The 23,303-nt window shown below is 68.5% G+C and carries 19 protein-coding genes and 3 tRNA genes; 15 read left to right on the top strand and 7 right to left on the bottom strand.

Annotated elements, in window-relative coordinates; translation table 11 throughout:
- The first annotated feature begins 212 nt into the window (after positions 1-212).
- Positions 213-2,048, top strand: a complete 1,836-nt coding sequence (locus EXE51_RS01900) for a sodium:proton antiporter (protein ID WP_089308680.1) — start codon at positions 213-215, stop codon at positions 2,046-2,048.
- 336 nt (positions 2,049-2,384) lie between these two features.
- Here EXE51_RS01900 and EXE51_RS01905 read toward each other — a convergent pair.
- Positions 2,385-2,457: transfer RNA gene (locus EXE51_RS01905), tRNA-Arg, on the bottom strand.
- A 246-nt stretch (positions 2,458-2,703) separates the two neighbouring features.
- Between EXE51_RS01905 and EXE51_RS01910 the strand changes: the two genes are divergently transcribed.
- The 3 genes from EXE51_RS01910 to EXE51_RS01920 all read left to right on the top strand — a co-directional run bounded on the left by EXE51_RS01910 (position 2,704) and on the right by EXE51_RS01920 (position 5,720).
- Positions 2,704-4,194 (top strand): single-stranded DNA binding protein, encoded by a 1,491-nt coding sequence (locus EXE51_RS01910; RefSeq protein ID WP_179231124.1) that lies wholly within the window; start codon positions 2,704-2,706, stop codon positions 4,192-4,194.
- A gap of 89 nt (positions 4,195-4,283) precedes the next feature.
- Complete coding sequence (locus EXE51_RS01915) at positions 4,284-4,715, top strand: histone family protein (RefSeq protein WP_049932198.1); 432 nt, start codon at positions 4,284-4,286, stop codon at positions 4,713-4,715.
- Positions 4,716-5,720, top strand: a complete 1,005-nt coding sequence (locus EXE51_RS01920) for a histone deacetylase (protein ID WP_049932199.1) — start codon at positions 4,716-4,718, stop codon at positions 5,718-5,720.
- Between the two features lie 212 nt (positions 5,721-5,932).
- Here EXE51_RS01920 and EXE51_RS01925 read toward each other — a convergent pair.
- Both EXE51_RS01925 and EXE51_RS01930 read right to left on the bottom strand, forming a co-directional pair.
- Positions 5,933-6,005, bottom strand: a tRNA-Asp gene (locus EXE51_RS01925).
- Between the two features lie 30 nt (positions 6,006-6,035).
- Positions 6,036-6,108 (bottom strand) — tRNA-Asp (locus tag EXE51_RS01930).
- Between the two features lie 239 nt (positions 6,109-6,347).
- On the opposite strand from EXE51_RS01930, the gene EXE51_RS01935 reads away from it, so the two are divergent.
- The 8 genes from EXE51_RS01935 (at position 6,348) to EXE51_RS01970 (ending at position 15,876) form a co-directional block, all read left to right on the top strand.
- The gene (locus EXE51_RS01935) at positions 6,348-6,578 is read left to right on the top strand and encodes a DNA-directed RNA polymerase subunit H (RefSeq protein WP_004599097.1); all 231 of its coding nucleotides are present in this window, start codon (positions 6,348-6,350) and stop codon (positions 6,576-6,578) included.
- The gene (locus EXE51_RS01940) at positions 6,575-8,140 is read left to right on the top strand and encodes a DNA-directed RNA polymerase subunit B'' (RefSeq protein ID WP_006111499.1); all 1,566 of its coding nucleotides are present in this window, start codon (positions 6,575-6,577) and stop codon (positions 8,138-8,140) included. The genes EXE51_RS01935 and EXE51_RS01940 overlap by 4 nt, the downstream gene beginning before the upstream one ends.
- A gap of 2 nt (positions 8,141-8,142) precedes the next feature.
- Entirely contained in the window at positions 8,143-9,972 is a 1,830-nt protein-coding gene (rpoB, locus tag EXE51_RS01945) for a DNA-directed RNA polymerase subunit B (RefSeq protein WP_004599095.1), read from the top strand.
- Positions 9,973-9,978: 6 nt separating this feature from the next.
- Positions 9,979-12,906 carry a DNA-directed RNA polymerase subunit A' gene (locus EXE51_RS01950; protein ID WP_137692014.1) on the top strand — a complete coding sequence of 976 codons (2,928 nt, stop codon included), beginning with the start codon at positions 9,979-9,981 and terminating at the stop codon, positions 12,904-12,906.
- A complete protein-coding gene (gene rpoA2, locus EXE51_RS01955; protein ID WP_049932202.1) occupies positions 12,899-14,113 on the top strand; it encodes a DNA-directed RNA polymerase subunit A'' in 1,215 nt (404 codons plus the stop codon). The genes EXE51_RS01950 and rpoA2 overlap by 8 nt, the downstream gene beginning before the upstream one ends.
- Positions 14,113-14,532 (top strand): NusA-like transcription termination signal-binding factor, encoded by a 420-nt coding sequence (locus EXE51_RS01960; protein ID WP_049932204.1) that lies wholly within the window; start codon positions 14,113-14,115, stop codon positions 14,530-14,532. Before rpoA2 ends, EXE51_RS01960 begins: the two co-directional genes overlap by 1 nt.
- Before the next feature lie 265 nt (positions 14,533-14,797).
- Positions 14,798-15,226, top strand: coding sequence for a 30S ribosomal protein S12 (locus EXE51_RS01965; protein WP_006111505.1), 429 nt, complete (start codon positions 14,798-14,800; stop codon positions 15,224-15,226).
- On the top strand, positions 15,223-15,876 hold the full coding sequence (locus tag EXE51_RS01970; protein ID WP_049932207.1) for a 30S ribosomal protein S7: 654 nt from the start codon (positions 15,223-15,225) through the stop codon (positions 15,874-15,876). Before EXE51_RS01965 ends, EXE51_RS01970 begins: the two co-directional genes overlap by 4 nt.
- Positions 15,877-16,010: 134 nt before the next feature.
- Here EXE51_RS01970 and EXE51_RS01975 read toward each other — a convergent pair whose 3' ends face one another.
- Positions 16,011-17,996 (bottom strand): aconitate hydratase, encoded by a 1,986-nt coding sequence (locus tag EXE51_RS01975; protein WP_049932208.1) that lies wholly within the window; start codon positions 17,994-17,996, stop codon positions 16,011-16,013.
- A gap of 275 nt (positions 17,997-18,271) precedes the next feature.
- On the opposite strand from EXE51_RS01975, the gene EXE51_RS01980 reads away from it, so the two are divergent.
- On the top strand, positions 18,272-18,745 hold the full coding sequence (locus EXE51_RS01980) for a deoxyuridine 5'-triphosphate nucleotidohydrolase (RefSeq protein WP_049932211.1): 474 nt from the start codon (positions 18,272-18,274) through the stop codon (positions 18,743-18,745).
- A 391-nt stretch (positions 18,746-19,136) separates the two neighbouring features.
- On the opposite strand, the gene EXE51_RS01985 is transcribed toward EXE51_RS01980, so the two are convergent.
- The 3 genes from EXE51_RS01985 to EXE51_RS01995 all read right to left on the bottom strand — a co-directional run bounded on the left by EXE51_RS01985 (position 19,137) and on the right by EXE51_RS01995 (position 22,022).
- Positions 19,137-20,501 carry an LLM class flavin-dependent oxidoreductase gene (locus EXE51_RS01985; RefSeq protein ID WP_086219935.1) on the bottom strand — a complete coding sequence of 455 codons (1,365 nt, stop codon included), beginning with the start codon at positions 20,499-20,501 and terminating at the stop codon, positions 19,137-19,139.
- 122 nt (positions 20,502-20,623) lie between these two features.
- Positions 20,624-21,031: a cyclic nucleotide-binding/CBS domain-containing protein gene (locus EXE51_RS01990; protein ID WP_049932217.1), complete on the bottom strand. Its 408-nt coding sequence runs from the start codon at positions 21,029-21,031 to the stop codon at positions 20,624-20,626.
- A 34-nt stretch (positions 21,032-21,065) separates the two neighbouring features.
- A complete protein-coding gene (locus EXE51_RS01995; protein WP_137691943.1) occupies positions 21,066-22,022 on the bottom strand; it encodes a DUF5787 family protein in 957 nt (318 codons plus the stop codon).
- 165 nt (positions 22,023-22,187) lie between these two features.
- Here EXE51_RS01995 and EXE51_RS02000 point away from each other — a divergent pair, with 165 nt between their 5' ends.
- Positions 22,188-22,571, top strand: coding sequence for a hypothetical protein (locus tag EXE51_RS02000; protein ID WP_094520571.1), 384 nt, complete (start codon positions 22,188-22,190; stop codon positions 22,569-22,571).
- The gene (locus EXE51_RS02005; RefSeq protein WP_094495609.1) at positions 22,568-23,215 is read left to right on the top strand and encodes an NUDIX hydrolase; all 648 of its coding nucleotides are present in this window, start codon (positions 22,568-22,570) and stop codon (positions 23,213-23,215) included. Before EXE51_RS02000 ends, EXE51_RS02005 begins: the two co-directional genes overlap by 4 nt.
- The last annotated feature ends 88 nt before the right edge of the window (positions 23,216-23,303 follow it).

Below are 23,303 nucleotides of genomic sequence, written 5' to 3' on the forward strand. Positions count from 1 at the left end.
GGGGTCGCGGACGGTCATGGATTCGACCCGGCGGTGGGGACCGACCGGGCGTACGTTCACCGTGTGACGGAACCGGATTAATAGTTTCCCGTGTGTGGAAACCAATGTCGTGGCCGGTCTCCGCCACTCCGCTCGGCGTCGGCGGATCCACCAGTACACTAACCACGTGGGGGGTCGTACTGTCGATCGACGTGTCCAGTAGTCTACTCCCAGTGATCGCGGTGATTCTCGTCTCGGGGCTCGCGGTCCAGCTGCTCGCTCACCGGCTCCGGGTGCCGAGCGTCATCTTCTACCTCGCAATCGGCGTGGTGCTCGGACCCGAGCTGCTCGGCCTCGTCACGCTGGAGACGTTCGGTGAGGGGCTGGAGATCATCGTCGGACTCAGTGTCGCGATCATCGTCTTCGAGGGGGCGTTCGCGCTCCGGATCGACCGGATTCGCCGCGCGTCGACGGTGTCGCTCCGGCTGGTGACGATCAGCGCGGTCGTGATGTTCCTCGGCACCGCGGCGGCGGTCCGCGCGTTCACGGACGGCACGTGGGAGATCGCGCTGCTGATCGGCGCGCTGCTGGTGGCGACCGGCCCGACCGTCATCACGCCGATCCTCAACGTGGTCCGGGTGCGGGACCACGTCGCGACCGCGCTGGAGACGGAGGGGATCGTCAACGACGTGACGGCCGCGATCGTCGCGGTCGTCATCTTCGAGACGCTGCTGCTCGATGACCTCGGCGTCCCCGCGACGGTGCTCTCGTTCCTCCAGCGGTTCGGCGTCGGGGTCGCCGCGGGGCTGCTCGCCACGGGGATCATCTACCTGTTACTGGACAGCGACATCGTCCCCGAACGCGACGTACAGGCGTCGCAGTTCCTCGTGCTGTCGGCCGCGATCGGCTCGTTCGCGGCCGCCGAGGCCGTCGCCGCGGAGGCGGGCATCGCGGCGGCGGCGACGAGCGGGATCCTCCTCGGGAACCTCGGGATCGACAACCGCGAGGAGATAGAGACGTTCGCGGAGAACACCACCACGATCGTCTTATCCTTCGTCTTCATCTCGCTCGCCGCGCTGATCGACGTCGAGGCGATCGCCGGCCTCGGGGTCGGCGTGATCGCGATCGTCGCCGTCATCATGCTCGTCTTGCGACCCCTCGGTGCGTTCCTCGCGACATTCGGTGTCGAGCGGTTCACCCGCCCGGAGCGCCTGTTCATCGCGACCGTCGGGCCGCGGGGGATCATCCCGGCGAGCGTGGCGACGCTGTTCGCCATCGAGTTGGAGCTCGCTGGCAGCATCGCCGCCGGCGAACTGCTCGTCGGCACGGTGTTCGCGGTCATCTTCGCGACGGTCCTCGTCGAGGCGGGGTTCGCGCGGCAGATCGGAGAGTTTCTCGGAGTGTCACCAATGCGCACGATAATCATCGGCGGGGGCCGGGTCGGTCAGGCGCTCGCTACGCGACTGGAGAACAGGGGCGAGTACGTCGTCGTCGTCGAGACGGACCCGGATGTCGCCGAACGGGCGCGCGCAGAGGGGTTCACCGTCTACGAGGGGGACGGAAGCGACACGGAGGCGCTTCGCGCCGCCGACATCGACGACGCGAAGCGGTTCATCACGACGACGGCCGACGACGACATCAATCTCCTCGCGTGCCAGCTCGCCATCACCAAGTTCGACGTTGCGTCCGTCTACTCACGGGTGAACGACCCGGACAACGTCGACGCCTTCGACAGCATCGGCGTCACCGGCATCGACGCCACGACGGCGACCGCGGCGGCCATCGACGACGAGATAGAACGCCCCGCGCTCACCCACTGGATGAACGAGCTCGGCGACAGCCACGACGTTCAGGAGGTTGAGGTGACCTCTCGCGAATTGGCGGGGAAGAGCATCCGCGACCTCAACGCGCGGATTCCGGACGACACCTTCGTCGCCGTGATCAGCCGCGACGGCGAGAACCGCGTTCCCTCGGCCGACAGCGTCCTCGAAATGGGCGACAGCGTGACGTTCATCGGCGCCACCGACGGGGTCCGCCGAGCGATGGAGCGGTTCCACCCGCACGATTAACAGCTCGGTCAGATCGCCCGTGGAGTGAGGGTGACCGGCTCTGAGCCCCAGTCGCGGGGGCGACATACTCTCCACTGCGCCCGTCGTTTGGTGTGGCCGAAACGTCTCGACGGAGTCCGACGCGAGTGAAACAAGCGTCGGGCACGTCGGGACCGAACGCAGTCGCTGCCGAACGAAGTGAGGCAGCCGCAAAGTGAGCGTCCTGACGGAGATTTGAACTCGGAAAGACGTTCGGCCTCGCTTCGCTCGGCCGCTGCGACTTTCCTGCTCAAATCTTCGCGGAGTTTTCGGACACACGCACGGCTCGCTACGCTCGCCGTTTGGTTTGTCCGAAAACGTCCTGACGGAGATTTGAACTCCGGTCCCTGGCTCCGCAAGCCAAGAGGATAGTCCACTACCCTACCAGGACTCATCTCTACGTATCGCGGTGGAACTTAAGACGGTTACGGTCCGGCGGCCGCGTGCCTGCGGTCCGCATACTCCCCGTGCCGGATGAACACCTTTTGTATCGACGGGACCCATGAACGCCCATGAGACGCTTTCGAGCCGCGACCGCGACCCGCTCCGGTCCCCGTGCCGACCGGGGGGTGCCCGGCGCGACCCCCGGCCAACGGCAACGCTTATGCGCGAACCCGTCGACCACGGAGGGACGAGTATGGGCGCCATAGAGGAGGTGTACGAGGACCTCGACACCGACGTCGAGTTCGAGGAGTTCGAGGCCGCCGTCGAGGACAAGGTCGAGCAGATGGGCGGGCTCGCGGACGAGGAGACCGCCGCGATGCTCATCGCACACGAACTGCGCGACGAGGAGGCCGACACCATCGCCGACATCGAACCGGGGATGAACGAGGTGAAGTTCCTCGGCAAGGTGACAGCCATCGGCGAGATCCGGACCTTCGAGCGCGACGACGAGGACGCGGAGGAGGGTCGCGTGTGTAACGTCGATGTCGCCGACGCCTCCGGCTCCGTCCGGGTCGCACTGTGGGACGACATGGCCGCGGCGGCCGAGGAGGAGCTCGAAGTCGGGCAGGTCCTCCGCGTCATGGGCCGTCCCAAGGAGGGGTACAGCGGCCTCGAAGTGAGCGCGGACAAGGTCGAGCCGGACGAGGACGCCGAGGTCGACGTCCAAGTGCTCGACACCTACCGCGTCGAGGACCTGACGCTCGGGGCGTCCGACGTGGACCTCGTGGGGCAGGTGTTAGACACCGACTCGATCCGGACGTTCGACCGCGACGACGGCAGCGAGGGACGCGTCGCCAACCTCACGCTCGGCGACGAGACGGGGCGCGTGCGCGTCACGCTCTGGGACGGGAAGGCCGACCTCGCCGAGGAGTTCGCGGCGGGCGAGGTCGTCGAGGTCGGCGACGGCTACGTCCGCGAGCGCGACGGCGACCTGGAACTCCACGTCGGCGACCGCGGCACGGTCGAGCGCGTCGACGAGGACGTCGAGTACGTCCCGGAGACCACCGACATCGCCGACCTCGAGATCGGCCAGACCGTCGACATCGGGGGCGGCGTCATCGAGACCGACCCGAAGCGGACGTTCGACCGCGACGACGGCAGCGAGGGACAGGTCCGCAACGTCCGGATCAAAGACGAGACCGGCGAGATCCGCGTCGCGCTGTGGGGCGACAAGGCCGACCGCGAGATCGAACTGGCCGATCGGGTCGTCTTCACCGACGTCGAGATCCAGGACGGCTGGCAGGACGACCTCGAGGCGTCCGCGAACTGGCGCTCGACCGTCTCCGTCCTCGACGAGGGGAGCGACGCGGCGGCCGGCGTCGCGGGCGGCGCGTCCGGGGCCGGAAGCACCGGGGGCGACGGAGACGGCCGCGGGTCGAACGAAACCGGCCTCGGTGCCTTCTCCGATGACGGCAAGAAGGCGGCGGCCGAGGCCGTCGCCGGTGAGGCCGGCGACGAGGAAGGGAGCGGTGCGAGCGGCGGCGCGGCGACCGCGGCGGCGGAGCGATCGGACGGCGCCGTCGAGTTCACCGGCACGGTCGTCCAGACCGGGGACCCGGTCGTGCTCGACGACGGACAGCAGACGAAATCGGTCGACACCGACGCGAGCCTCCGGCTCGGCGAGGAGATAACCGTCCGCGGCCCGGAGCGCGACGGGACCATCGACGCCGACGACGTCTTCTGACGCGCCCGACCGCCGCGGCGGCCCGTCCGGATCCGGCGGCAAAGCGGGTAACGGAAAGCGTTATACGACACACGGACGCGACTGTGTGTATGAGTGTCGAGTTACCGTTCGCGCCGGTCGACGGGATCATCCGGCGGAACGCGGGGGAACTCCGCGTCAGCGCGGACGCCGCCGAGGAGCTCGCGCGACGGATCCAATCGCACGGCGCCGAGCTCGCCGTCGACGCGGCCGAGCAGGCGACCGCGGACGGCCGGAAGACGCTGATGGCCGCGGACTTCGGCGTCGAGCAGGTCGTCGGCCGGGAAGATCTCACGCTCCCGGTCGCGCCCATCGACCGGATCGCTCGACTCCGGATCGACGACCGCTATCGGGTCGGCGTCGACGCGCGCGTCGCGCTGGCCGACATTTTGGAAGACTACGCCGACAACGTCGCGAGCGCGGCCGCGACACTGGCCCGGCACGCGGACCGACGGACCGTACAGGCCGAGGACATCGAGACGTACTTCGCGTTGTTCGAGTAGATGCAGTTTGGCTACAGCGAGCGGTGTCTCGACCACGACACCGGCGAGCGACACCCGGAGAACCCGGACCGACTCCGCGCGATCCGCCGCGGTCTCGCGAAGCGGCACGGCGTCGAGTACGTCGAGGCCGATCCCGCGGCGAAGGCGGCCGTCTCGGCCGTTCACGACCCCGATTACGTCGACGAACTGGAGTCGTTCGTCGCGGACGGCGGCGGCAGCTGGGACCCCGACACCGTTGCCAGCGACGGGACGTGGGACGCGGCGCTCACCTCGGCCGGGCTCGCCCAGTGGGCCGCCCGCGCGGCGCTCGACGGCTCGACCGGGCGGCAGACCCCGTTCGCGATCGGCCGCCCGCCGGGCCACCACGCCGTCACCGACGACGCGATGGGGTTCTGCTTCTTCAACAACGCCGCCGTCGCGGCCCAGACCGCCCTCGACGAGGACCTCGCTGACCGCGTCGCGATCTTCGACTGGGACGTGCACCACGGGAACGGCACGCAGGACATCTTCTACGACCGCGGCGACGTCCTCTACGCGTCGATCCACGAGGACGGCCTCTACCCGGACACGGGGGACCTCGACGAGACCGGCGAGGGAGACGGCGACGGGACGACCGTGAACCTCCCGCTGGCGGCCGGTGCCGGCGACGCCGACTACCTCTACGCCGTCGACGAGGGGATCGGGCCTGCGATCGATCGGTTCGACCCCGACCTGCTGATCGTCTCGGCGGGGTTCGACGCGCACCGCCACGACCCCATCTCGCGGATGCGCGTCTCCTCGGAGGGGTACGCGCTGTTGACCGACCGGATCCGGACGCTCGCCGATGACGCCGGCGCCGCCCACGCGTACGTGCTGGAGGGCGGATACGGCCTCGACACGCTCGCCGAGGGGGTCTCGATGGTCCACGAGACGTACGACGGGCGCCCCCCGGTCGACACCGACGAGGACCCGGACGCGAAGACCGAGTCCCTCGTCGACGACCTGCGGGCGGAACTGGACCTGTAGCCCGGAAGGTGGGTCGACGCCGGACTCGCCCGTCGCTGCCGCTCCTCGCTCGTAGTCGGCGTCGACAGAAACGCCCGGAGCGGGATTTGAACCCCGGTTGTTCCGCTCGCTACGCTCGCTTCACTCCCTGACTCAAATCCCTTCGACGGTTTCTGCTGTCGCGGTACTCGCTCGTCGCTACCGCTCCTCGCTCGCAATTGCGACAGCAGAAACGCCCGGAGCGGGATTTGAACCCGCGTCACGACCGTGACAGGGTCGTATGATGGGCCACTACACCATCCGGGCAACCAAGCGACAGCGCCCCGAAACCGGGGACGCCCGGAGCGGGATTTGAACCCGCGTCACGACCGTGACAGGGTCGTATGATGGGCCACTACACCATCCGGGCTTGTCGTACCAGTTCGTATCCCTGTCTGGCAAATAAGGCTTGTCATCGCCGACGAGGATGGGGTCCGGTGACAGGGGGGCCACCTCCGATATCCTTTTGTGTCAACCTCGCGTGTGTGGGAGTGTCGAACGCCCCGCGACCCGTGAGCCGCGCGCGGCGGCGCTTGGTAAGTCTTATGACGCTGGCGCATATACCTGCCTGTAGTATCTCGTGATAGCTTCTCCCCACCACCAGCACCCATGGTAGACGTAAGCCAACACGAACTCGTCCCGGACCACGTCCTCCTCGACGACCCCGAGGAGGTCGAAGAGGTCCTGGCGGAGTACGACGTGAAGAAAACGAACTTACCGAAGATCAAACGCACGGATCCCGCGCTCCCCGACGAGGCCGAGGTCGGGGACGTGGTGAAGATCGTCCGCGACTCCCGCACGACCGACGAGGCGGTCGTGTATCGACTGGTCGTCTCATGAACAGGCAAGACCGACGCGTGGTTTCACGCGAATACTTCTCCGACGAACGGCTCGCCGAACACCACTTCCGCTCGTTCAACAACTTCCTGGACCGCGGCATGCAGGAAGTCGTCGACGAGAAGGAGACGATCGAGACGGACATCGGCGACAAGGAGGGCCAGGAGCCCGTCTACGTCGAGCTCGGCGACGTGCGGATGGTCACCCCGCGCGTCCGCGAGGCCGACGGCTCCGAGGAGCTGCTCTATCCCCAGGAGGCGCGCCTCCGCAACATCACCTACTCGGCGCCCGTGTTCATGGAGATGTCCATCGTCCGCGGCGGCGAGGACGAACCGGAGCAGGTCGTCGACACGACCGAGACGAAGGTCGGTCGGATGCCGATCATGGTCGGCTCGGACAAGTGTAACATGGCGGGCTTCTCCGACGAGGAGCTCATCGACATCGGCGAGGACCCCGTCGACCCCGGCGGCTACTTCATCGTCAACGGCTCCGAGCGCGTGCTGATGACCTCGGAGGACCTGGCGCCGAACAAGATCCTCGCCGAGTACGACTCGAAGTACGGCGACGAGATCCAGGTCGCGAAGACGTTCTCCCAGCGCCGGGGCTACCGCGCCTTAGTGCTCTGTGAACGCAACCGCGAGGGGCTGCTCGAAGTGTCGTTCCCCTCCGTCTCCGGATCCATCGACTTCGTGACGCTCGTCCGCGCGCTCGGGCTCGAATCCGACGAGGAGATCGTCCACCGCGTCTCGGACGACCCCGAGATCGTGAAGTTCATGCTGGAGAACTTAGAGGAGGCCTCGGTCCAGACGACCGAGGAGGCAATCGAGACCCTCGGCGAGCGCGTCGCGAGCGGTCAGGGGAAGAACTACCAGCTCAAGCGGGCGAACTACGTCATCGACCGCTACCTCCTCCCGCACCTCCACGAGGAGGGCGTCGACGAGGAGGACGTGCGGATCAACAAGGCGTACTACCTCTGCCGGATGGCCGAGGCGTGCTTCGAGCTCGCTCTCGACCGCCGCGAGGCCGACGACAAGGACCACTACGCGAACAAGCGCCTGAAGGTCTCCGGCGACCTGATGCGCGACCTGTTCCGGACCGCTCTCAACAAGCTGGCGCGCGACGTGAAGTACCAGCTGGAGCGCGCGAACATGCGGAACCGGCAGCTCACCGTCAACACGGTGGTCCGCTCCGACGTGCTGACCGAGCGCCTCGAACACCCGATCGCGACGGGGAACTGGGTCGGCGGCCGCTCGGGCGTCTCCCAGCTCGTCGACCGGACCGACTACATGGGCGTGCTCTCGCACCTGCGGCGCCTGCGCTCGCCGCTGTCGCGGTCGCAGCCGCACTTCGAGGCGCGGGACCTCCACGCGACCCAGTGGGGTCGCATCTGTCCCTCCGAGACGCCGGAGGGGCCGAACTGCGGGCTCGTGAAGAACTTCGCGCAGGCGATGGAGCTCTCGCAGACGGTTGAGGACGAACAGGGGCTGAAACGAGAACTGGCGTCGATGGGTGTCGAGGGGATCCCCGGCATCGAGGGCGTCGAACGACAGACGGCGGACGACTGATCATGGCACAAGCAGAACGCGAAGCGAAGGTGTACGTCAACGGGAGCCTCGTCGGCACCCACGAAAACCCGGACGAGCTCGCCGAACAGATACGCGAGGCGCGCCGCCGCGGCGACGTCTCGGAGATGGTGAACGTCTCGGTGAAAGACCGGACCCGCGAGGTCATCGTCAACGCCGACGCGGGGCGGGCGCGACGCCCGCTCATCGTCGTCGAGAACGGCGAGCCGCTCCTCGGCGACGAGGAGATCGAGGCCCTCGAACGCGGCGACGTCGAGTTCGAGGACCTCGTCGAGCGCGGCTACGTCGAGTTCATCGACGCGGAGGAGGAGGAGGACATCCTCGTCGCGGTCGACGAGGAGGACGTGACCGAGGACCACACGCACCTCGAGATCGACCCGCAGCTCGTCTTCGGCATCGGCGCGGGGATGATTCCGTACCCCGAGCACAACGCGAGCCCGCGGATCACCATGGGCGCGGGGATGATGAAGCAGTCGCTCGGGCTCCCCTCGGCCAACTACCGCATCCGGCCGGACACGCGTCAGCACCTCCTACACTACCCGCAGCTGGCGATGGTGAAGACGCAGACGTCCGACCAGATCAGCTTCGACAAGCGGCCGGCGGCGCAGAACTTCGTCGTCGCCGTGATGTCCTACGAGGGCTTCAACATCGAGGACGCGCTGGTGATGAACCAGGGCTCCGTCGACCGCGCGCTCACCCGATCGCACTTCTTCCGGACCTACGAGGGCGAGGAGCGCCGGTACCCCGGCGGCCAGGAGGACCGCTTCGAGATTCCGGACCAGGACGTTCGCGGCGCGCGCGGCGAGGACGCGTACACCCACCTCGACGAGGACGGCCTCGTCAACCCCGAGACGAAGGTCGACGAGTCGTCCGTCCTGCTCGGGAAGACCAGTCCGCCGCGCTTCCTCGAAGAGCCGGACGACATGGGCGGGCTCTCACCGCAGAAGCGCCGCGAGACCTCCGTGACGATGCGCTCGGGCGAATCGGGCGTCGTCGACACGGTGACGCTGATGGAAGGCGAGGACGGCTCCAAGCTCTCGAAGGTGAAGGTGCGCGACCAGCGCGTCCCCGAACTGGGCGACAAGTTCGCGTCCCGACACGGACAGAAGGGCGTCGTCGGCCACCTCGCGCCCCAGGAGGACATGCCGTTCACCGAGGAGGGGGTCGTCCCGGACCTCGTGATGAATCCGCACGCGCTGCCGTCGCGGATGACGGTCGGCCACGTGCTGGAGATGCTCGGCGGGAAGGTCGGCTCGCTCCGCGGCTCGCGCGTCGACGGGACGCCGTTCCAGGGGGAAGACGAGGAGGAGCTCCGCGGTCAGCTGGAGGAGTACGGCTTCGAGTCCTCCGGCAAGGAGGTCATGTACTCCGGCGTCACCGGCGAGAAGATCGACGCCGAGATCTTCGTCGGGACGATCTTCTACCACAAGCTGTACCACATGGTGTCGAACAAGCTCCACGCCCGCTCGCGCGGGCCGGTCCAGGTGCTCACGCGCCAGCCGACCGAGGGGCGCGCCCGCGAGGGCGGGCTGCGCGTCGGGGAGATGGAGCGCGACACGATCATCGGCCACGGCGCGTCGATGGTGCTCAACGAGCGGCTGCTGGAGTCCTCTGACGCCGAAACGGTCCACGTCTCAGCGGAGACCGGGCTCGTCGCCGTCGAGGACCGCGAGCAGCGCCGCGTGTACGACCCGGTCACGGGCGACGAGGACGACATCCACGAGCTGGAGGTCAGCTACGCGTTCAAGCTGCTGCTCGACGAGATGATCGCCCTCGGCATCCGACCGAAACTCGAACTGGAGGACGCGATTTAGATGTCAATGCAAACACCGAAAGTGCTCGGCGGGATCGACTTCGGCCTCATGGACCCGGAGACGTACCGGGACATGTCCGCGACGAAGGTGATCACGGCCGACACGTACGACGACGACGGCTATCCGATCGACATGGGGCTGATGGACCCGCGACTGGGGGTCATCGACCCCGGCCTGGAGTGCCGGACCTGCGGCTCCCACTCCGGCTCCTGTAACGGCCACTTCGGCCACATCGAGCTGGCCGCGCCGGTCATCCACGTGGGCTTCACGAAGCTCATCCGGCGGCTGCTGCGCTCGACGTGCCGCGAGTGCGGTCGGCTCGCCCTGGACGACGCCCAGCGCGACGAGTTCCGCGACCGCTACGAGCGGGCGAAGGAGCTCGGCGACGACGAACACGACGTGCTGAAGGCCGCCGTCCGGCAGGCCCGCAAGGCGTCGACGTGCCCGTTCTGCGGCGAGCCGCAGGCGGACATCAAACACGAGAAGCCGACCACCTACTACGAGGTTCAGGACGTGCTCTCCGGAGACTACTCCGAGCGAATCGCGGCCGCGATGCAGCCCGATGAGGAGGAAGACGACCCGGGCACCTCGCCGCAGGAGCTCGCCGAGAAGACGGACATCGCCGTCGACCGGATCAACGAGATCATGGCCGGCGAGTTCCGCCCGCGCAAGGAGGACCGCCGCGCCATCGAGAAGGCGCTGGACGTCGACCTCACTGAGGAGGACATGAACAAGCTGATGCCCTCGGACATCCGCGACTGGTTCGAGGACATCCCGGACGAGGACCTCGAGGTCCTCGGCATCGACTCCGAGCACTCCCGCCCCGAGTGGATGATCCTGACAGTGCTCCCGGTCCCGCCGGTGACCACTCGTCCCTCGATCACGCTCGACAACGGCCAGCGCTCCGAGGACGACCTCACCCACAAGCTGGTCGACATCATCCGGATCAACCAGCGGTTCATGGAGAACCGCGAGGCCGGCGCTCCGCAGCTGATCATCGAGGACCTCTGGGAGCTGCTCCAGTACCACGTCACCACCTTCGTCGACAACGAGATCAGCGGGACGCCGCCGGCGCGACACCGCTCCGGCCGTCCCCTCAAGACCCTCAGTCAGCGGCTGAAGGGGAAGGAGGGCCGCTTCCGCGGCTCGCTCTCCGGAAAGCGCGTCAACTTCTCCGCCCGGACCGTTATCTCGCCGGACCCGACCCTCTCGCTGAACGAGGTCGGTGTTCCGGACCGGGTCGCCAAGGAGATGACCCAGACGCTCAACGTCACCGAGCGCAACGTCGAGGAGGCGCGGCAGTACGTGCGCAACGGGCCCGAGGCCCACCCCGGCGCGAACTACGTGCGCCGTCCCGACGGCCGCCGGCTGAAGGTGACCGAGAAGAACTGCGAGGAGCTCGCCGAGAAGGTCGATGCCGACTGGGAGGTGAACCGCCACCTCGTGGACGGCGACATCGTGATCTTCAACCGACAGCCGTCGCTCCACCGGATGTCCATCATGGCCCACGAGGTCGTGGTGATGCCGTACAAGACGTTCCGGCTCAACACTGTCGTCTGCCCGCCGTACAACGCCGACTTCGACGGCGACGAGATGAACATGCACGCGCTCCAAAACGAGGAGGCCCGCGCCGAGGCCCGCGTCCTCATGCGCGTCCAAGAGCAGATCCTCTCGCCCCGGTTCGGCGGGAACATCATCGGCGCGATCCAGGACCACATCTCCGGCACCTACCTGCTCACCCACTCGAACCCCAAGTTCACGGAGACGCAGGCGCTGGACCTGCTCCGCGCCACGCGCGTGGACGAACTGCCCGAGGCGGACGGCGTCGACGACGACGGCCGCGAGTTCTGGACCGGCCGGACGCTGTTCTCGGAGCTGCTCCCGGACGACCTCGACCTCTCCTTTACCTCCTCGGCCGGCGACAGCGTCGTCATCGAGGACGGACAGCTGATAGAGGGGACCATCGACGAGGACGCGGTCGGCGCGTTCGGCGGCGAGGTCGTCGACACGCTCACGAAGGAGTACGGCGAGACCCGCGCCCGCGTGTTCATCAACGAGATCGCGTCGCTGGCGATGCGCGCGATCATGAACTTCGGGTTCTCGATCGGGATCGACGACGAGTCGATCCCGCCGGAGGCCGAAGAGCAAGTCGACGAAGCGATCGAGAGCGCCTACGACCGCGTTCAGGAGCTCATCGCGACGTACGAGGCCGACGAGCTGGAGTCGCTGCCGGGCCGCGGCGTCGACGAGACGCTCGAGATGAAGATCATGCAGACGCTCGGGAAGGCCCGCGACTCGGCCGGGGAGATCGCCGACCAGCACTTCGGCGACGACAACCCGGCGGTCGTGATGGCGCGCTCGGGCGCCCGCGGTTCGATGCTGAACCTGACGCAGATGGCCGGGTCGGTCGGCCAACAGGCGGTCCGCGGCGAGCGGATCAACCGCGGCTACGAGGACCGGACGCTCTCGCACTACCGACCGAACGACCTCTCCTCTGAGGCCCACGGCTTCGTGGAAAACTCCTACCGCGGCGGGCTCACCCCGCAGGAGTTCTTCTTCCACGCGATGGGCGGCCGCGAGGGGCTCGTCGACACGGCGGTCCGGACCTCCAAGTCCGGTTACCTCCAGCGTCGGCTCATCAACGCGCTCTCCGAGCTGGAGGCGCAGTACGACGGCACGGTCCGGGACACCTCGGGCCGGATCGTCCAGTTCGAGTTCGGCGAGGACGGCACCTCGCCCGTGAAGGTCTCCTCCGGCGAGGAGGACGGCATCGACGTCGATGGGATCGTCGACCGCGTGGTCGACGCCGAGTTCGCCTCCGACGAGGAGAAGGAGCGGTTCCTCGGCGAGCGCGAGCCGCCGACGAACCTCTCGGAGCACGCCGGGCCGGGGCTCAACAAGGCCGGCGGGCCGGGGGTGGAGTCCGATGACTGAGTACGACAACGTCACCGACGACATGGAGGCGGTCGTGGAGGCGACCGAGCTCCCCCGCCGACTCAGGACGAAGGTGTACGAGGCGATCGACCGGAAGGCCGAGGAGGCCGGCGAGGTCACCATCGAGCAGGCGACCGACATCGCCGAGGGCGTCGAGAACCGCTACGAGCAGACGCGGGTTGATCCCTTGGACCCTGTGGGCACTGTTTCTGCCCAATCGATTGGTGAACCCGGTACTCAGATGACAATGAATACTTTTCACTACGCTGGCGTCGCAGAAATCGACGTCACGCAGGGGCTCCCCCGACTCATCGAGCTGGTGGACGCCCGGAAGACGCCGGACACGCCGATGATGACGGTCCACCTCGACGGGGAGTACGCGACGGACCGCGAGAAGGCCCACGAGGTCGTCTGGTCGATCGAGGCGACGCGCATCCTCGCGCTCGGCGACGTATCGACCAACGTCGCGGACATGCTGGTCCGGATCGACTTAAACGACGACACCCTCTTGGAGCGGTGGCCCACCCACTCCGACCCGACGGAGATCGCGGGGATCATCGCCGAGACGATCGAGGACGCGTTAGGCGTCGACGCCCGGCAGGCCGGCACCGTGATCGAGTTCGGCCCCAACGAGCCGAGCTACCGCGAGCTGCTCCAACTCGTCGAGCGGCTCCGGGAGATCGTCTTCAAGGGGATCGAAGAGATCGAGCGCGTCGTCATCCGCAAAGAGGAGATCGACGGCGACGAGGAGTTCGTCCTCTACACCGAGGGGTCGGCGTTCGGCGACACCCTCGACATCGAGGGCGTCGACGCCTCGCGGACGACGTGTAACAACATCCACGAGATCTACCGCAACCTCGGCGTCGAGGCGGCCCGCGAGACGATCATCGACGAGACGAAGAACACGCTCGAAGAGCAGGGGCTCGACGACGTGAACGTCCGCCACCTCATGCTCGTCGCCGACATCATGACGAACAACGGCGAGATCGAGTCCATCGGCCGGCACGGCATCTCCGGCAACAAGGACTCGGTGCTCGCGCGCGCGGCGTTCGAGGTGACGGTGAACCACCTGCTCGACGCCGCGATCCACGGCGAGTACGACGACCTCGACGGGGTCATCGAGAACGTCATCGCCGGCAAGCCCATCTCGATGGGGACCGGCGACGTCGACCTCCGGATGGGGTCGCGCGTCGTGAGCGACGACTAATGCGCGTCGAGCTCTCCGACGAGGCGCGGCGCTACATCGGTCGGTTCGACGAGCTGACCGGCGTCACGCCGACCGACTGCCTCGTGGAGGGCGACCGGCTCGTGTTCGTGGTACCCGCGGGCGAGATGGCGGCCGCGATCGGGCAGGCCGGCGAGACCGTCACGGAGGCGGAGCGGCGGCTCGACAAGTCGATCGAACTGGTCGAGGACGCCGACACCGCCGAGGCGTTCGTCGCGAGCACGCTCGCGCCGGCGGCCGTCAACGCGGTCACCATCTCGGAGCAGAACGACCGCGTGGCGTACGTCGAGGTTCCGGAGGCGGACCGCGGCGTCGCCATCGGCGCGGAGGGTGCGAACATCGAGACCGCCCGCCGGCTCGCCGAGCGTCACTACGACGTCGACGACGTACAGCTGACCTGAGGGGAGCGACGCTCCGCCGGTCGTCCCGGGTCGGACGCCCCGGTTCGCGCGCCGAGGGCGCCCGAACCCGCGCACTCTTCCGCCGGCTTCGACCGGAGAACGAACGCGTCTCTCGGCGGCTTATCGCCTCAACGTTGTTTTGCGCCCGTCGTTCCGCCGCGAAACGCCCTCAGATTCCCCGAGCGGTACCTCTCGACGGATCTGAGGGCGTTTCGCGGCGGCGAAAGACGACGCTTAAGTAGCTCCGTTCGGAAGTAGACGTACGATGGCGAACGGCAAGTACGCGGCCCGTAAGCTCAAAAAGGACCGGCAGAAGCGACGCTGGTCCGACTCCGAGTACGCTCGGCGCGAGCGCGGGCTCAAGACGAAGTCCGACCCTCTGGAGGGTGCCCCGCAGGCGCGCGGCATCGTCCTCGAAAAGGTCGGCATCGAGGCAAAGCAGCCGAACTCGGCGATCCGAAAGTGCGTCCGGGTTCAGCTCATCAAAAACGGGAAGCAGGTCACCGCGTTCTGCCCCGGTGACGGCGCGATCTCGTTCATCGACGAGCACGACGAGGTCACGATCGCCGGGATCGGCGGCGCGAAGGGTCGCGCGATGGGCGACCTCTCCGGCGTCAACTACAAAGTCGAGAAGGTCAACGGCGTGTCGATGATCGAACTGGTTCGCGGCAACGCGGAGAAGCCGGTCAGATGAGCGGCGAGGAAACCGAGGCGCCGTCCGAGGAGGACGTCGCCGCCGAGGAGCCGGACCCGGACGCGCCCGCGTCGAGCGAGGCCGCCAACGAGAACGCCAAGCTGTTCGGCGTCTGGGACGTCACCGAGATCGCCTACGAGGATCCCTCGACGAAGCGGTACATGACGGTGACGCCCATCGCGCACACGATGGGCCGCCACGCGTCGAAGCAGTTCAAGAAGTCGGAGATCTCCCTGGTCGAGCGGCTGATCAACCGCCTGATGCAGACCGAGGAGAACACCGGGAAGAAACAGCAGGCGACGCGGATCGTCCGCGACGCCTTCGACATCGTTCACGACCGGACCGAGGAGAACCCGGTCCAGATCCTCGTGAGCGCCGTCGAGAACGCCGCGCCCCGCGAGGAGACCGTCCGCCTGAAGTACGGCGGCATCTCCGTCCCGAAGGCGGTCGACGTCGCGCCCCAGCGCCGCGTCGATCAGGCGTTGCTCTTCATCTCCGACGCCGTCGCGAGCGCGACGTACAAGTCGACGACCGCCGCCGCCGAGGCGCTCGCGAACGAACTCGTCGCCGCCGCCGACTACGACGTCGAGGGCTCCTACTCCATCTCGCAGAAGGAGGAGCGCGAACGCGTCGCCGCCGCGGCCCGCTGACGCCGCCGGCGTTTTCTACATCTCTTTCCGACCGCCCACCGACGGGTCCGCCTCGATCTCGCCGCGTCGGGCGCGTCGCCGCCGCTGGTGAGGAGCGAAAAAAGAAAGTCGGGTTCGGCCGCGCGGTCGCGGCGTCAGTCGTCGGCCGGCGTCGCGCCGGAGCCGCCGTCGGCGTGCTGCTGTTTGACCCACGAGAGCTTGCCGCCGGCCGCGAGGATGTCGCGCTCGCGCTCGGAGGCGTCGAGGTCGGCGGTGAACTCCCACTCGCCGTTGACGCTCACGGTGAACTCCTCCTGCCCGGAGCGGACGCCCGCGGGCACGTCGTCGACGATTTCGAGGTCGTCGCCCTGGTCGATCTCCTCGTACGTCTCCTCGTCGATCGCCAGCGGGACGATCCCGAAGTTGAACAGGTTCGCCTTGTGGATGCGGGCGAAGCTCTGCGCGAAGACGGCCTCGATGCCGAGGTACATCGGACAGAGCGCGGCGTGTTCGCGCGAGGAGCCCTGGCCGTAGTTCTCGCCGGCCACGAGGACGCCGCCGTCGGCGTCGAGCGCGCGGTCGGCGAACGTGTCGTCGACGCGCGAGAGCGTGAACTCGGAGAGCTTCTCGATGTTCGAGCGGAACTTCAGGATGTCCGCCGTCGCCGGGATGATGTGGTCGGTGGTGATGTTGTCCTCCATCTTGAGGAGGGCCTCGCCGCCGTCCACGTCGATGTCGTCCTTCAGCGGCACGTCGCCGATGTTCGGACCCTTGACGAGCCCGTCGTCGATCGCCTCGTCGGGCGAGATGATGTCGGAGTCGTCCTCTCCCATGCCAGGGCCGTACTTCGTACCCATTTCGAGACCGGGCGCTTCGAGGTCGCCGAGCTCGTCCGCGAGGTCACGCGGGTCGACGATCTCGCCGGTGATGGCCGCCGCGGTGGCGACCTCGGGCGAGCAGAGGAAGACGGAGTCGTCCTCGATGCCCGAGCGGCCCTCGAAGTTGCGGTTGAAGGTGCGCAGCGAGACGGAGTCGGAGGCGGGCACGTGACCGATGCCGATACACGCGCCGCAGGTCGCCTCGGAGAAGTTGACGCCGGCCGCCATCATCTCCGCGGTCCAGCCCTCGCGTGCCAGCATCTCGGAGGCCTGCTTCGAGCCGGGCGCGACGATCATCTCGGTCTGCTTGGCGACCTCGCGGTCCTCCAGCATCTTCGCGCTGGGGAGGATGTCCTCGTAGGCGCCGTTGGTACAGGAGCCGACGATGACCTGCTCGACGTCGGTGCCCTCGTACTCGCTGACGGGGGCGACGTTGTCGGGCATCGAGGGGGCGGCCACGAGCGGCTCGAGCTCGGTCAGGTCGACCTCGATCGTCTCCGCGTACTCCGCGTCCTCGTCGGGCTGGAGGTCGACGAACTCGTCCTCGCGGTCCTGGCGCGCGAGCCAGTCCTTCGTCTTCTCGTCGGTCGCGAAGATCGAGGAGGTGGCGCCGAGCTCGGTGCCGAGGTTCGTGATCGTGGTGCGCTCGGGGATCGTGAGCTTCTCGGCGCCGGGGCCGGTGTACTCGAAGATCTTGCCGACGCCGCCCTTGACGGTCAGCTCGCCGAGCAGGTGGAGCGCGATGTCCTTCGCGGTCGCCCACTCGGGGAGCTCGCCCTCGAGGTGGACGTTGACGACCTCCGGCATCTCGACGTAGTAGGGGCCGCCGCCCATCGCGACGGCGATGTCGAGCCCGCCGGCGCCGATCGCGAGCTGGCCGAGCCCGCCGGGGGTCGGCGTGTGCGAGTCGGAGCCGAGCAGCGTCTTGCCGGGCGCCGCGAAGTTCTCCTTGTGGACTTGGTGGCAGATACCGTTGCCGGGCCGCGAGAAGTACGCGCCGTACGTGCCGGCCGCGGAGCGGAGGAAGCGGTGGTCGTCAGTGTTCTTGAAGTCGAACTGGTACGTCTGGTGGTCACAGTACTGCGCGGCCAGCTCCGTCTGGACCTCGTCCATTTCGAGGGCCTCGAACTGGAGCCACACCATCGTCCCCGTGGTGTCCTGCGTCAGCACTTGGTCTATCTCGATGCCGATCTCCTCGCCGGGCGTCAGCTCGCCCTCGACGAGATGCTCATCGAGGATCTTCTCTGTAATCGTTTGTCCCATATCATCCGCAGTTGGCTCTCCCGTGGATATAAAACCCGCGAGTTTCCCGAAGATCGACCGTGTTAGATCGTCCGATGCGGCAACGTTCGCTGTGACCTCGCAGTGGTACCATACACCGTGAAATACGTAGCCGTGCCGAGTATTTTAGGTCATTAAACGCCTGAAACGGCCGAAAACCACCGTCTCCGCGCCTCCAGCGAGAGCTGCCGCTTTCCGCCCGAGCGACCCGCGGCGCGGTCGACACCGTTTAGGCTCGGCCGCGGTTCCGGACGCGCATGTTCGATTCGGGAGCCGCGGTCGCGGCGGCGCTCTCCGCGGCCGGCGCCGACCTCGACGACGCGCAGCGACAGCCGAACGGCGTCGACCTCACCGTCGACGCGCTGTTCGAACAGGCGGAACCGGGCCGGCTCGGGCGCGACGGGAAGCGCGTGGGCGAGCGCCGGGAGCTGGAGCCGCGGGGCGACTGTTACCGGCTCGAACGCGGGAGCTACGTCGTCCGGTACGGCGAGCCGGTGCGGATCCCGGACGAGCGGATCGGCTTCGTCCTCCCGCGCTCGACGCTGCTGCGGAACGCCTGTACCCTCGACACCGCGGTGTGGGACGCGGGCTACGAGGGGGTCGGCGAGGGGCGCCTCGACGTGGGACACCCGATCGAGATCGAGCCGGGCGCGCGGATCGCGCAGCTGGTGCTCGCAGAGGCCGACCACGACGGGACGTACGACGGCGCGTACCAGCAAGAGAACCTCTGAAACGATCGGTTGGCGCCCGTCAGCCACATCCACCGCCGCGCGCGAGTGCGATGCCGCTGGGCGCACCGGTCGGTGACGAGCGCTTCCACCACTACCACGCCGTCGTCGCAAACGGACGGAACACCCGTAGCTCGGGAGTCAAAGGAACGAACGGCACGCCCGTGCCGGGAAAAGGTGGCACGAGCGTGTCGTTCAGTAGGTCCCCGCTGACGCTTCGGCCCTCCAAGCGAAGCGTCACCTGAAACAAGCGGAGGTAGATACTTAAGCGTGCCGGGGGCGGCAGCGTTATCGTATTAGCTAGCGGCAAGATGTTCACAACACGTGACCAACAGGAACCGAAACAGCCCGACTGCGGTCCGGTCCCGTCGACTCGGCGGCGGACTCTCTCCCGCTACTGGCGGGCGGGGTGGTCGGCGCGGAGCCGCGTCTGTCCTTCGCCGAGGAGTCGCTCGCGGAGCGTCTCACCCGGCGGCTCGGCGTCGGCCGGGGGGACGAGCCCGCGCTCGCGGAGCTCCGGGACGACGAGGTCGACGAAGTCGACGAGCGAGTCCGGGCGGACGACCTCCTTGACGTTGAACCCGTGGACGCCGACCTCTTCGTGCCAGCGCTGGAGCTCGTCGGCGATCACCTCCGGGGTGCCGACGATCTTCGGCGAGGTGGTGCCGAGCCCGCAGAACTCCGCGACTTCGCGGACCGTCCACTCGCGGTCCGGCTGCGCCTTCGTGAACGCGTTCATCGTCCCTTGGATCGCGTCCGTCTCGATGTGTTCGACCTTCTGGTCGGGGTCGAGTTCGGATAGGTCCATGTCGAGGAAGCCGGACAGCAGCGCGAGCGTCGCCTCGACGTCGACGTGCCGCTTGTACTCCGCGTGCTTCGCCTCCGCGAGCGCCTGCGTCTCGCCGACGATCGGCACCACGCCGATGAAAAAGCGGAGGCTCTCGGGGTCGCGCCCGGCGTCGGCCGCGCGCGATTTCACGTCCGACATGTACTCGACGACGCCCTCCTCGGTCGGCTGGCTGGCGAAGACGGCCTCGGCGTTGCGCGCGGCGAACGACCGGCCGTAGTCGGAGGAACCGGCCTGGTAGACGACGGGGGTGCGCTGAGGCGACGGCTCGCAGCCGTGCGGCCCCGGCACGGAGAAGTGGTCGCCCTCGTAATCGATCGCGTGGACCTTCTCCGGGTCGCTGTACCGCCCGGCCTCGCGGTCGACCTCGACCGCGTCGTCTTCCCACGACTCCTCCCACAGCTCGTAGCAGACGTCGAGGAACTCGTCGGCGCGGTCGTAGCGCGTCTCCTTGTCCATCCGATCGTCGAGGCCGAGGTTCGCCGCGGCCGACTCCAGGTACGAGGTGACGACGTTGATCGCCACCCGGCCGTCGGTGAGGTGATCGAGCGTCGAGAACTCCCGCGCCAGCTGGTAGGGGTGGGTGTACGTCGTCGAGCGCGTCACCGCGAAGCCGAGGTCGTCCGTGACCTCCGCCATCGCGGGCACGACCAGCTGCGGGTCGTTCGCTGGCGTCTGGACCGCCCGCTCGACGGCCGTCTCGCGGTCGTCGCCGTACACGTCGTAGATTCCGCGCACGTCGGCGAAGAACACCGCGTCGAAGCCGCCGCGCTCGGCGGTGCGCGCGACCTCGGTCCAGTACTCGCGGTCGGCGTAGTCCGCCGACCGGTCGCCGGGGTACCGCCACGACCCGGGCGAGACGTGCTCCACCGAGGTCATGGTGAAGAGGTTGAGGTGTAGGTGATCGGACACGGACCACCGTACGCGTTCCGGGGTAATACGGCCACAGGAAGTGGCGTCACTTGTCGCGGTCGCGGACGCCTCGCGACGGAGACGCGCGGAGCGACCGCCGACCGGACGCCGACCCGCGGGCCCTACGCGGAGACCGACTCCGGCGAGGAGACGTACGCGGCGAAGTCGGAGGTGGTGATGATGCCGATGGGGGTCCTCCCGTCGACGACCGGGACGTGGTGGAACCCGCGTTCCAGCATCGTCGCGGCGACCGCCGACACGTCGTCTTGCGCGCCGGTGGTGATCGGGTCGCGCGTCATGTACCGCTCGACGGTCGTCTCGGCTTTCGGTTGGCTCTTGGCGACGATGTCGACGAAGTCCGTCGAGGTGAGGATCCCGACGAGGTCGCCGTCGTCGTCGACGACCAGCACGGAGCTGATGTCGTTTTCGAGCAGCACCGCGGCCGCGTCCTCGACCAACGTGTCCGGCGTCACCGTGTGGAGGTCCGTCGACATCAGTCGCGCGACGAAGACGTCTTCGATCTCGTCCATACCGGAGAGACCCGCCCTCGCCGTATAAGCGTTCTCACAGATACCGTGAGAGCCCGGACTGACGGCGCGGGCCGTCCCCCTCGGGAGCCGCGACCCACGCCGTCCGTTCGTCGCGGAGGCCGTCGCGCTCGGCCGCCGGCCGGTCGGCCGCCTCGAACGCGGGACACCCGCCTCCGCACTCGCGGCCGGGGTCGACGACGCGGTCGAAGTGCGCGCAGCGCGGTCGCCCGTCGGCGGTCGTCTCGCCGTGCGCGCACGCCGGCGGCTCGGGGCGCCACCCCTTCCCGTAGGCGCGCTCGGCGACCCGCCGCCGCTTGCGGGCCTTCGCCTCGGGGCCGACGAGCGCCACGTCCGTGCGGGAGGGCCGCTCGTCGCGGATCTCGACGCCCGGCGCCGCCGGGTCGAGCGGCGTCGGCTCGCGGACGACCTCGCGCTCGCCCGTCTCCGGGTCGAACCGCCAGACCCCGACCGCGTCCGGGATCCGGTTGAGGTGCGCGCGGGTGACGTACGAGGCGGTGGCGAGGACCACCTCGTCGAAGAGTCCGAGCGCGGCGTCGTACCGGAGCTGCGCCTCCAGGTCGCCCGGCGTCCCGAGGTCGGGCTTGTTCTCGACGGCGACGAGCTCGCCCACCCAGTCGTCCGGGTAGCGCGCGGTCGCGCGGACGACCTCCCGGCCGTTCCGCCGCTCGCGTTCGAGGTAGCCGACCTCGACCGCGCGGTCGACGACGGCTGCGGCCCGGTCCGGCGGGAGGTCGAAGGCGTCGGCGACGGGGACGGCCTCGCCCGGGCCGACCGCGGCCTCGACGGCCGGACCGGGGATCCGCTCGGCGCTGATCGCGGCGCGGTCGTCGAAGCCGGGTCCCGGCGACAGCAGACAGACATCGACGATGCGCGCGCCGGGCGTCTCGACGCCCGCCCCGAGCTGGCGGGCGACGACCCGGTCAGGCGATTCGAGCGCGGCGCACAACGCCAGCTCGAACCGGTACTCCATACCGCGAACAGGGCGGCCTCGGGCTAAAACGCGTCGCCGCCCTCTCGCCGTGAGTCGCCGCCGTCGCGGTCGCGTCACCGCGAGTCGTCACCCACGCGGTCGCGTCCCGCCGACCGCGGTCCGGTCGGCCGAAACCGGTATTCCCCGCGGGACCCTACGGCGACCATGCGCCGGGTCACCCGGAACCTCCTCATCGCCATCGTTCTCGTCGTCGTCGCGCTGCTCGCGCTCGGCGCGCTCCCGAGCTACCTCGGGAGCGGCGACCCCTACTACCTCAGCGTCGAGCCGATCGAGACGAACGGCACCGCCGCCGACGTGAACAACGTCTCCGACCGCCGGTACCCGTACCTGATCGGTGCGATAGAGAGCCCTGACGGGCGCTCCGACGGCTACCAGGCCGGGCCGTACGGGATGAAGGAGTGGTTCACCCACACCCCGTTCGACGAGGTCGACGCGCTCACCCAACAGGTGCCGAACGCCTCGACCGAGACCGGCGTGCGGGTGCGCCGCGGCGGCGAGGTGTACCACGCCGAGGTGGTCCGCCCGTGACGGACGAAGACGGGGCGCCCGGCGCGGACGAGGGACCCGCCGGCGCCGACGCGCCGGCCGCCGACCTCCGCGAGCTCCCCGCGTTCTCCGACGGGCGCAACCACTCGCTGCCGGGCGAGCCCGAGTGGCCGGTGGAGGAGGTCGTCGTCGAGTACGACGAGGGGTGGTTCGTCGGCGGTTACGACCGCGTCGAGCAGCCCGACGGCACGGCGAAGAAGTACTACTGGGCGGAGCTGTCGCCCGCGACGGTGATCGTCGCGGTCGCCGACGACCGGGTGCTGTTCGTCGAGCAGTACCGGCCCACCGTGCGGAACACGCAGCTGGAGCTCCCGGCCGGAATCGTCGAGTCCGGCGAGTCCTACACCGAGGCCGGTGCGCGCGAACTCGCCGAGGAGACCGGCTTTGCGCCGTCCTCGACGTCGCTGCTCCAGGAGGTGTGGTGTTCGACGGGCGTGTTGCGCCACACGCGCGGCTACGTGTTCGCCGAGGGGTTGGAGCCGGTCGACGTCGACCACGACAGCAACGAGTTCCTCGCGCCGCGAGCGGTCCCGGTCGACGAGGCGCTGGACATCGCCCGGGAGCCCCCGACGAACGACGCGACGCTCGAAGGGCTCCTGCTCGCCGAGCGCGAGGGGCTGTTGTAGGCGACCCCTCCGGGCGTCCGCCGGCGACCGGACAGAACCCGACACGCGTCCAGTTCACGGGGCCAACGCGGAGGTATTAATCGCTGCG

This window comes from Halorubrum sp. CGM5_25_10-8B, assembly GCF_005435095.1.
Classification (GTDB): Archaea; Halobacteriota; Halobacteria; order Halobacteriales; family Haloferacaceae; genus Halorubrum; species Halorubrum ezzemoulense.

Coding starts and splice junctions, on each gene's coding strand:
- EXE51_RS01950 (WP_137692014.1), top strand. CDS start 9,979: ATGCAAACACCGAAAGTGCTCGGCGGGATCGACTTCGGCCTCATGGAC.
- EXE51_RS01965 (WP_006111505.1), top strand. CDS start 14,798: ATGGCGAACGGCAAGTACGCGGCCCGTAAGCTCAAAAAGGACCGGCAG.
- EXE51_RS01980 (WP_049932211.1), top strand. CDS start 18,272: ATGTTCGATTCGGGAGCCGCGGTCGCGGCGGCGCTCTCCGCGGCCGGC.
- EXE51_RS02000 (WP_094520571.1), top strand. CDS start 22,188: ATGCGCCGGGTCACCCGGAACCTCCTCATCGCCATCGTTCTCGTCGTC.
- EXE51_RS01910 (WP_179231124.1), top strand. CDS start 2,704: ATGGGCGCCATAGAGGAGGTGTACGAGGACCTCGACACCGACGTCGAG.
- rpoA2 (WP_049932202.1), top strand. CDS start 12,899: ATGACTGAGTACGACAACGTCACCGACGACATGGAGGCGGTCGTGGAG.
- EXE51_RS01995 (WP_137691943.1), bottom strand. CDS start 22,022: ATGGAGTACCGGTTCGAGCTGGCGTTGTGCGCCGCGCTCGAATCGCCT.
- EXE51_RS01960 (WP_049932204.1), top strand. CDS start 14,113: ATGCGCGTCGAGCTCTCCGACGAGGCGCGGCGCTACATCGGTCGGTTC.
- EXE51_RS01920 (WP_049932199.1), top strand. CDS start 4,716: ATGCAGTTTGGCTACAGCGAGCGGTGTCTCGACCACGACACCGGCGAG.
- EXE51_RS01970 (WP_049932207.1), top strand. CDS start 15,223: ATGAGCGGCGAGGAAACCGAGGCGCCGTCCGAGGAGGACGTCGCCGCC.
- EXE51_RS01915 (WP_049932198.1), top strand. CDS start 4,284: ATGAGTGTCGAGTTACCGTTCGCGCCGGTCGACGGGATCATCCGGCGG.
- EXE51_RS01975 (WP_049932208.1), bottom strand. CDS start 17,996: ATGGGACAAACGATTACAGAGAAGATCCTCGATGAGCATCTCGTCGAG.
- EXE51_RS01935 (WP_004599097.1), top strand. CDS start 6,348: ATGGTAGACGTAAGCCAACACGAACTCGTCCCGGACCACGTCCTCCTC.
- EXE51_RS01990 (WP_049932217.1), bottom strand. CDS start 21,031: ATGGACGAGATCGAAGACGTCTTCGTCGCGCGACTGATGTCGACGGAC.
- EXE51_RS01940 (WP_006111499.1), top strand. CDS start 6,575: ATGAACAGGCAAGACCGACGCGTGGTTTCACGCGAATACTTCTCCGAC.
- rpoB (WP_004599095.1), top strand. CDS start 8,143: ATGGCACAAGCAGAACGCGAAGCGAAGGTGTACGTCAACGGGAGCCTC.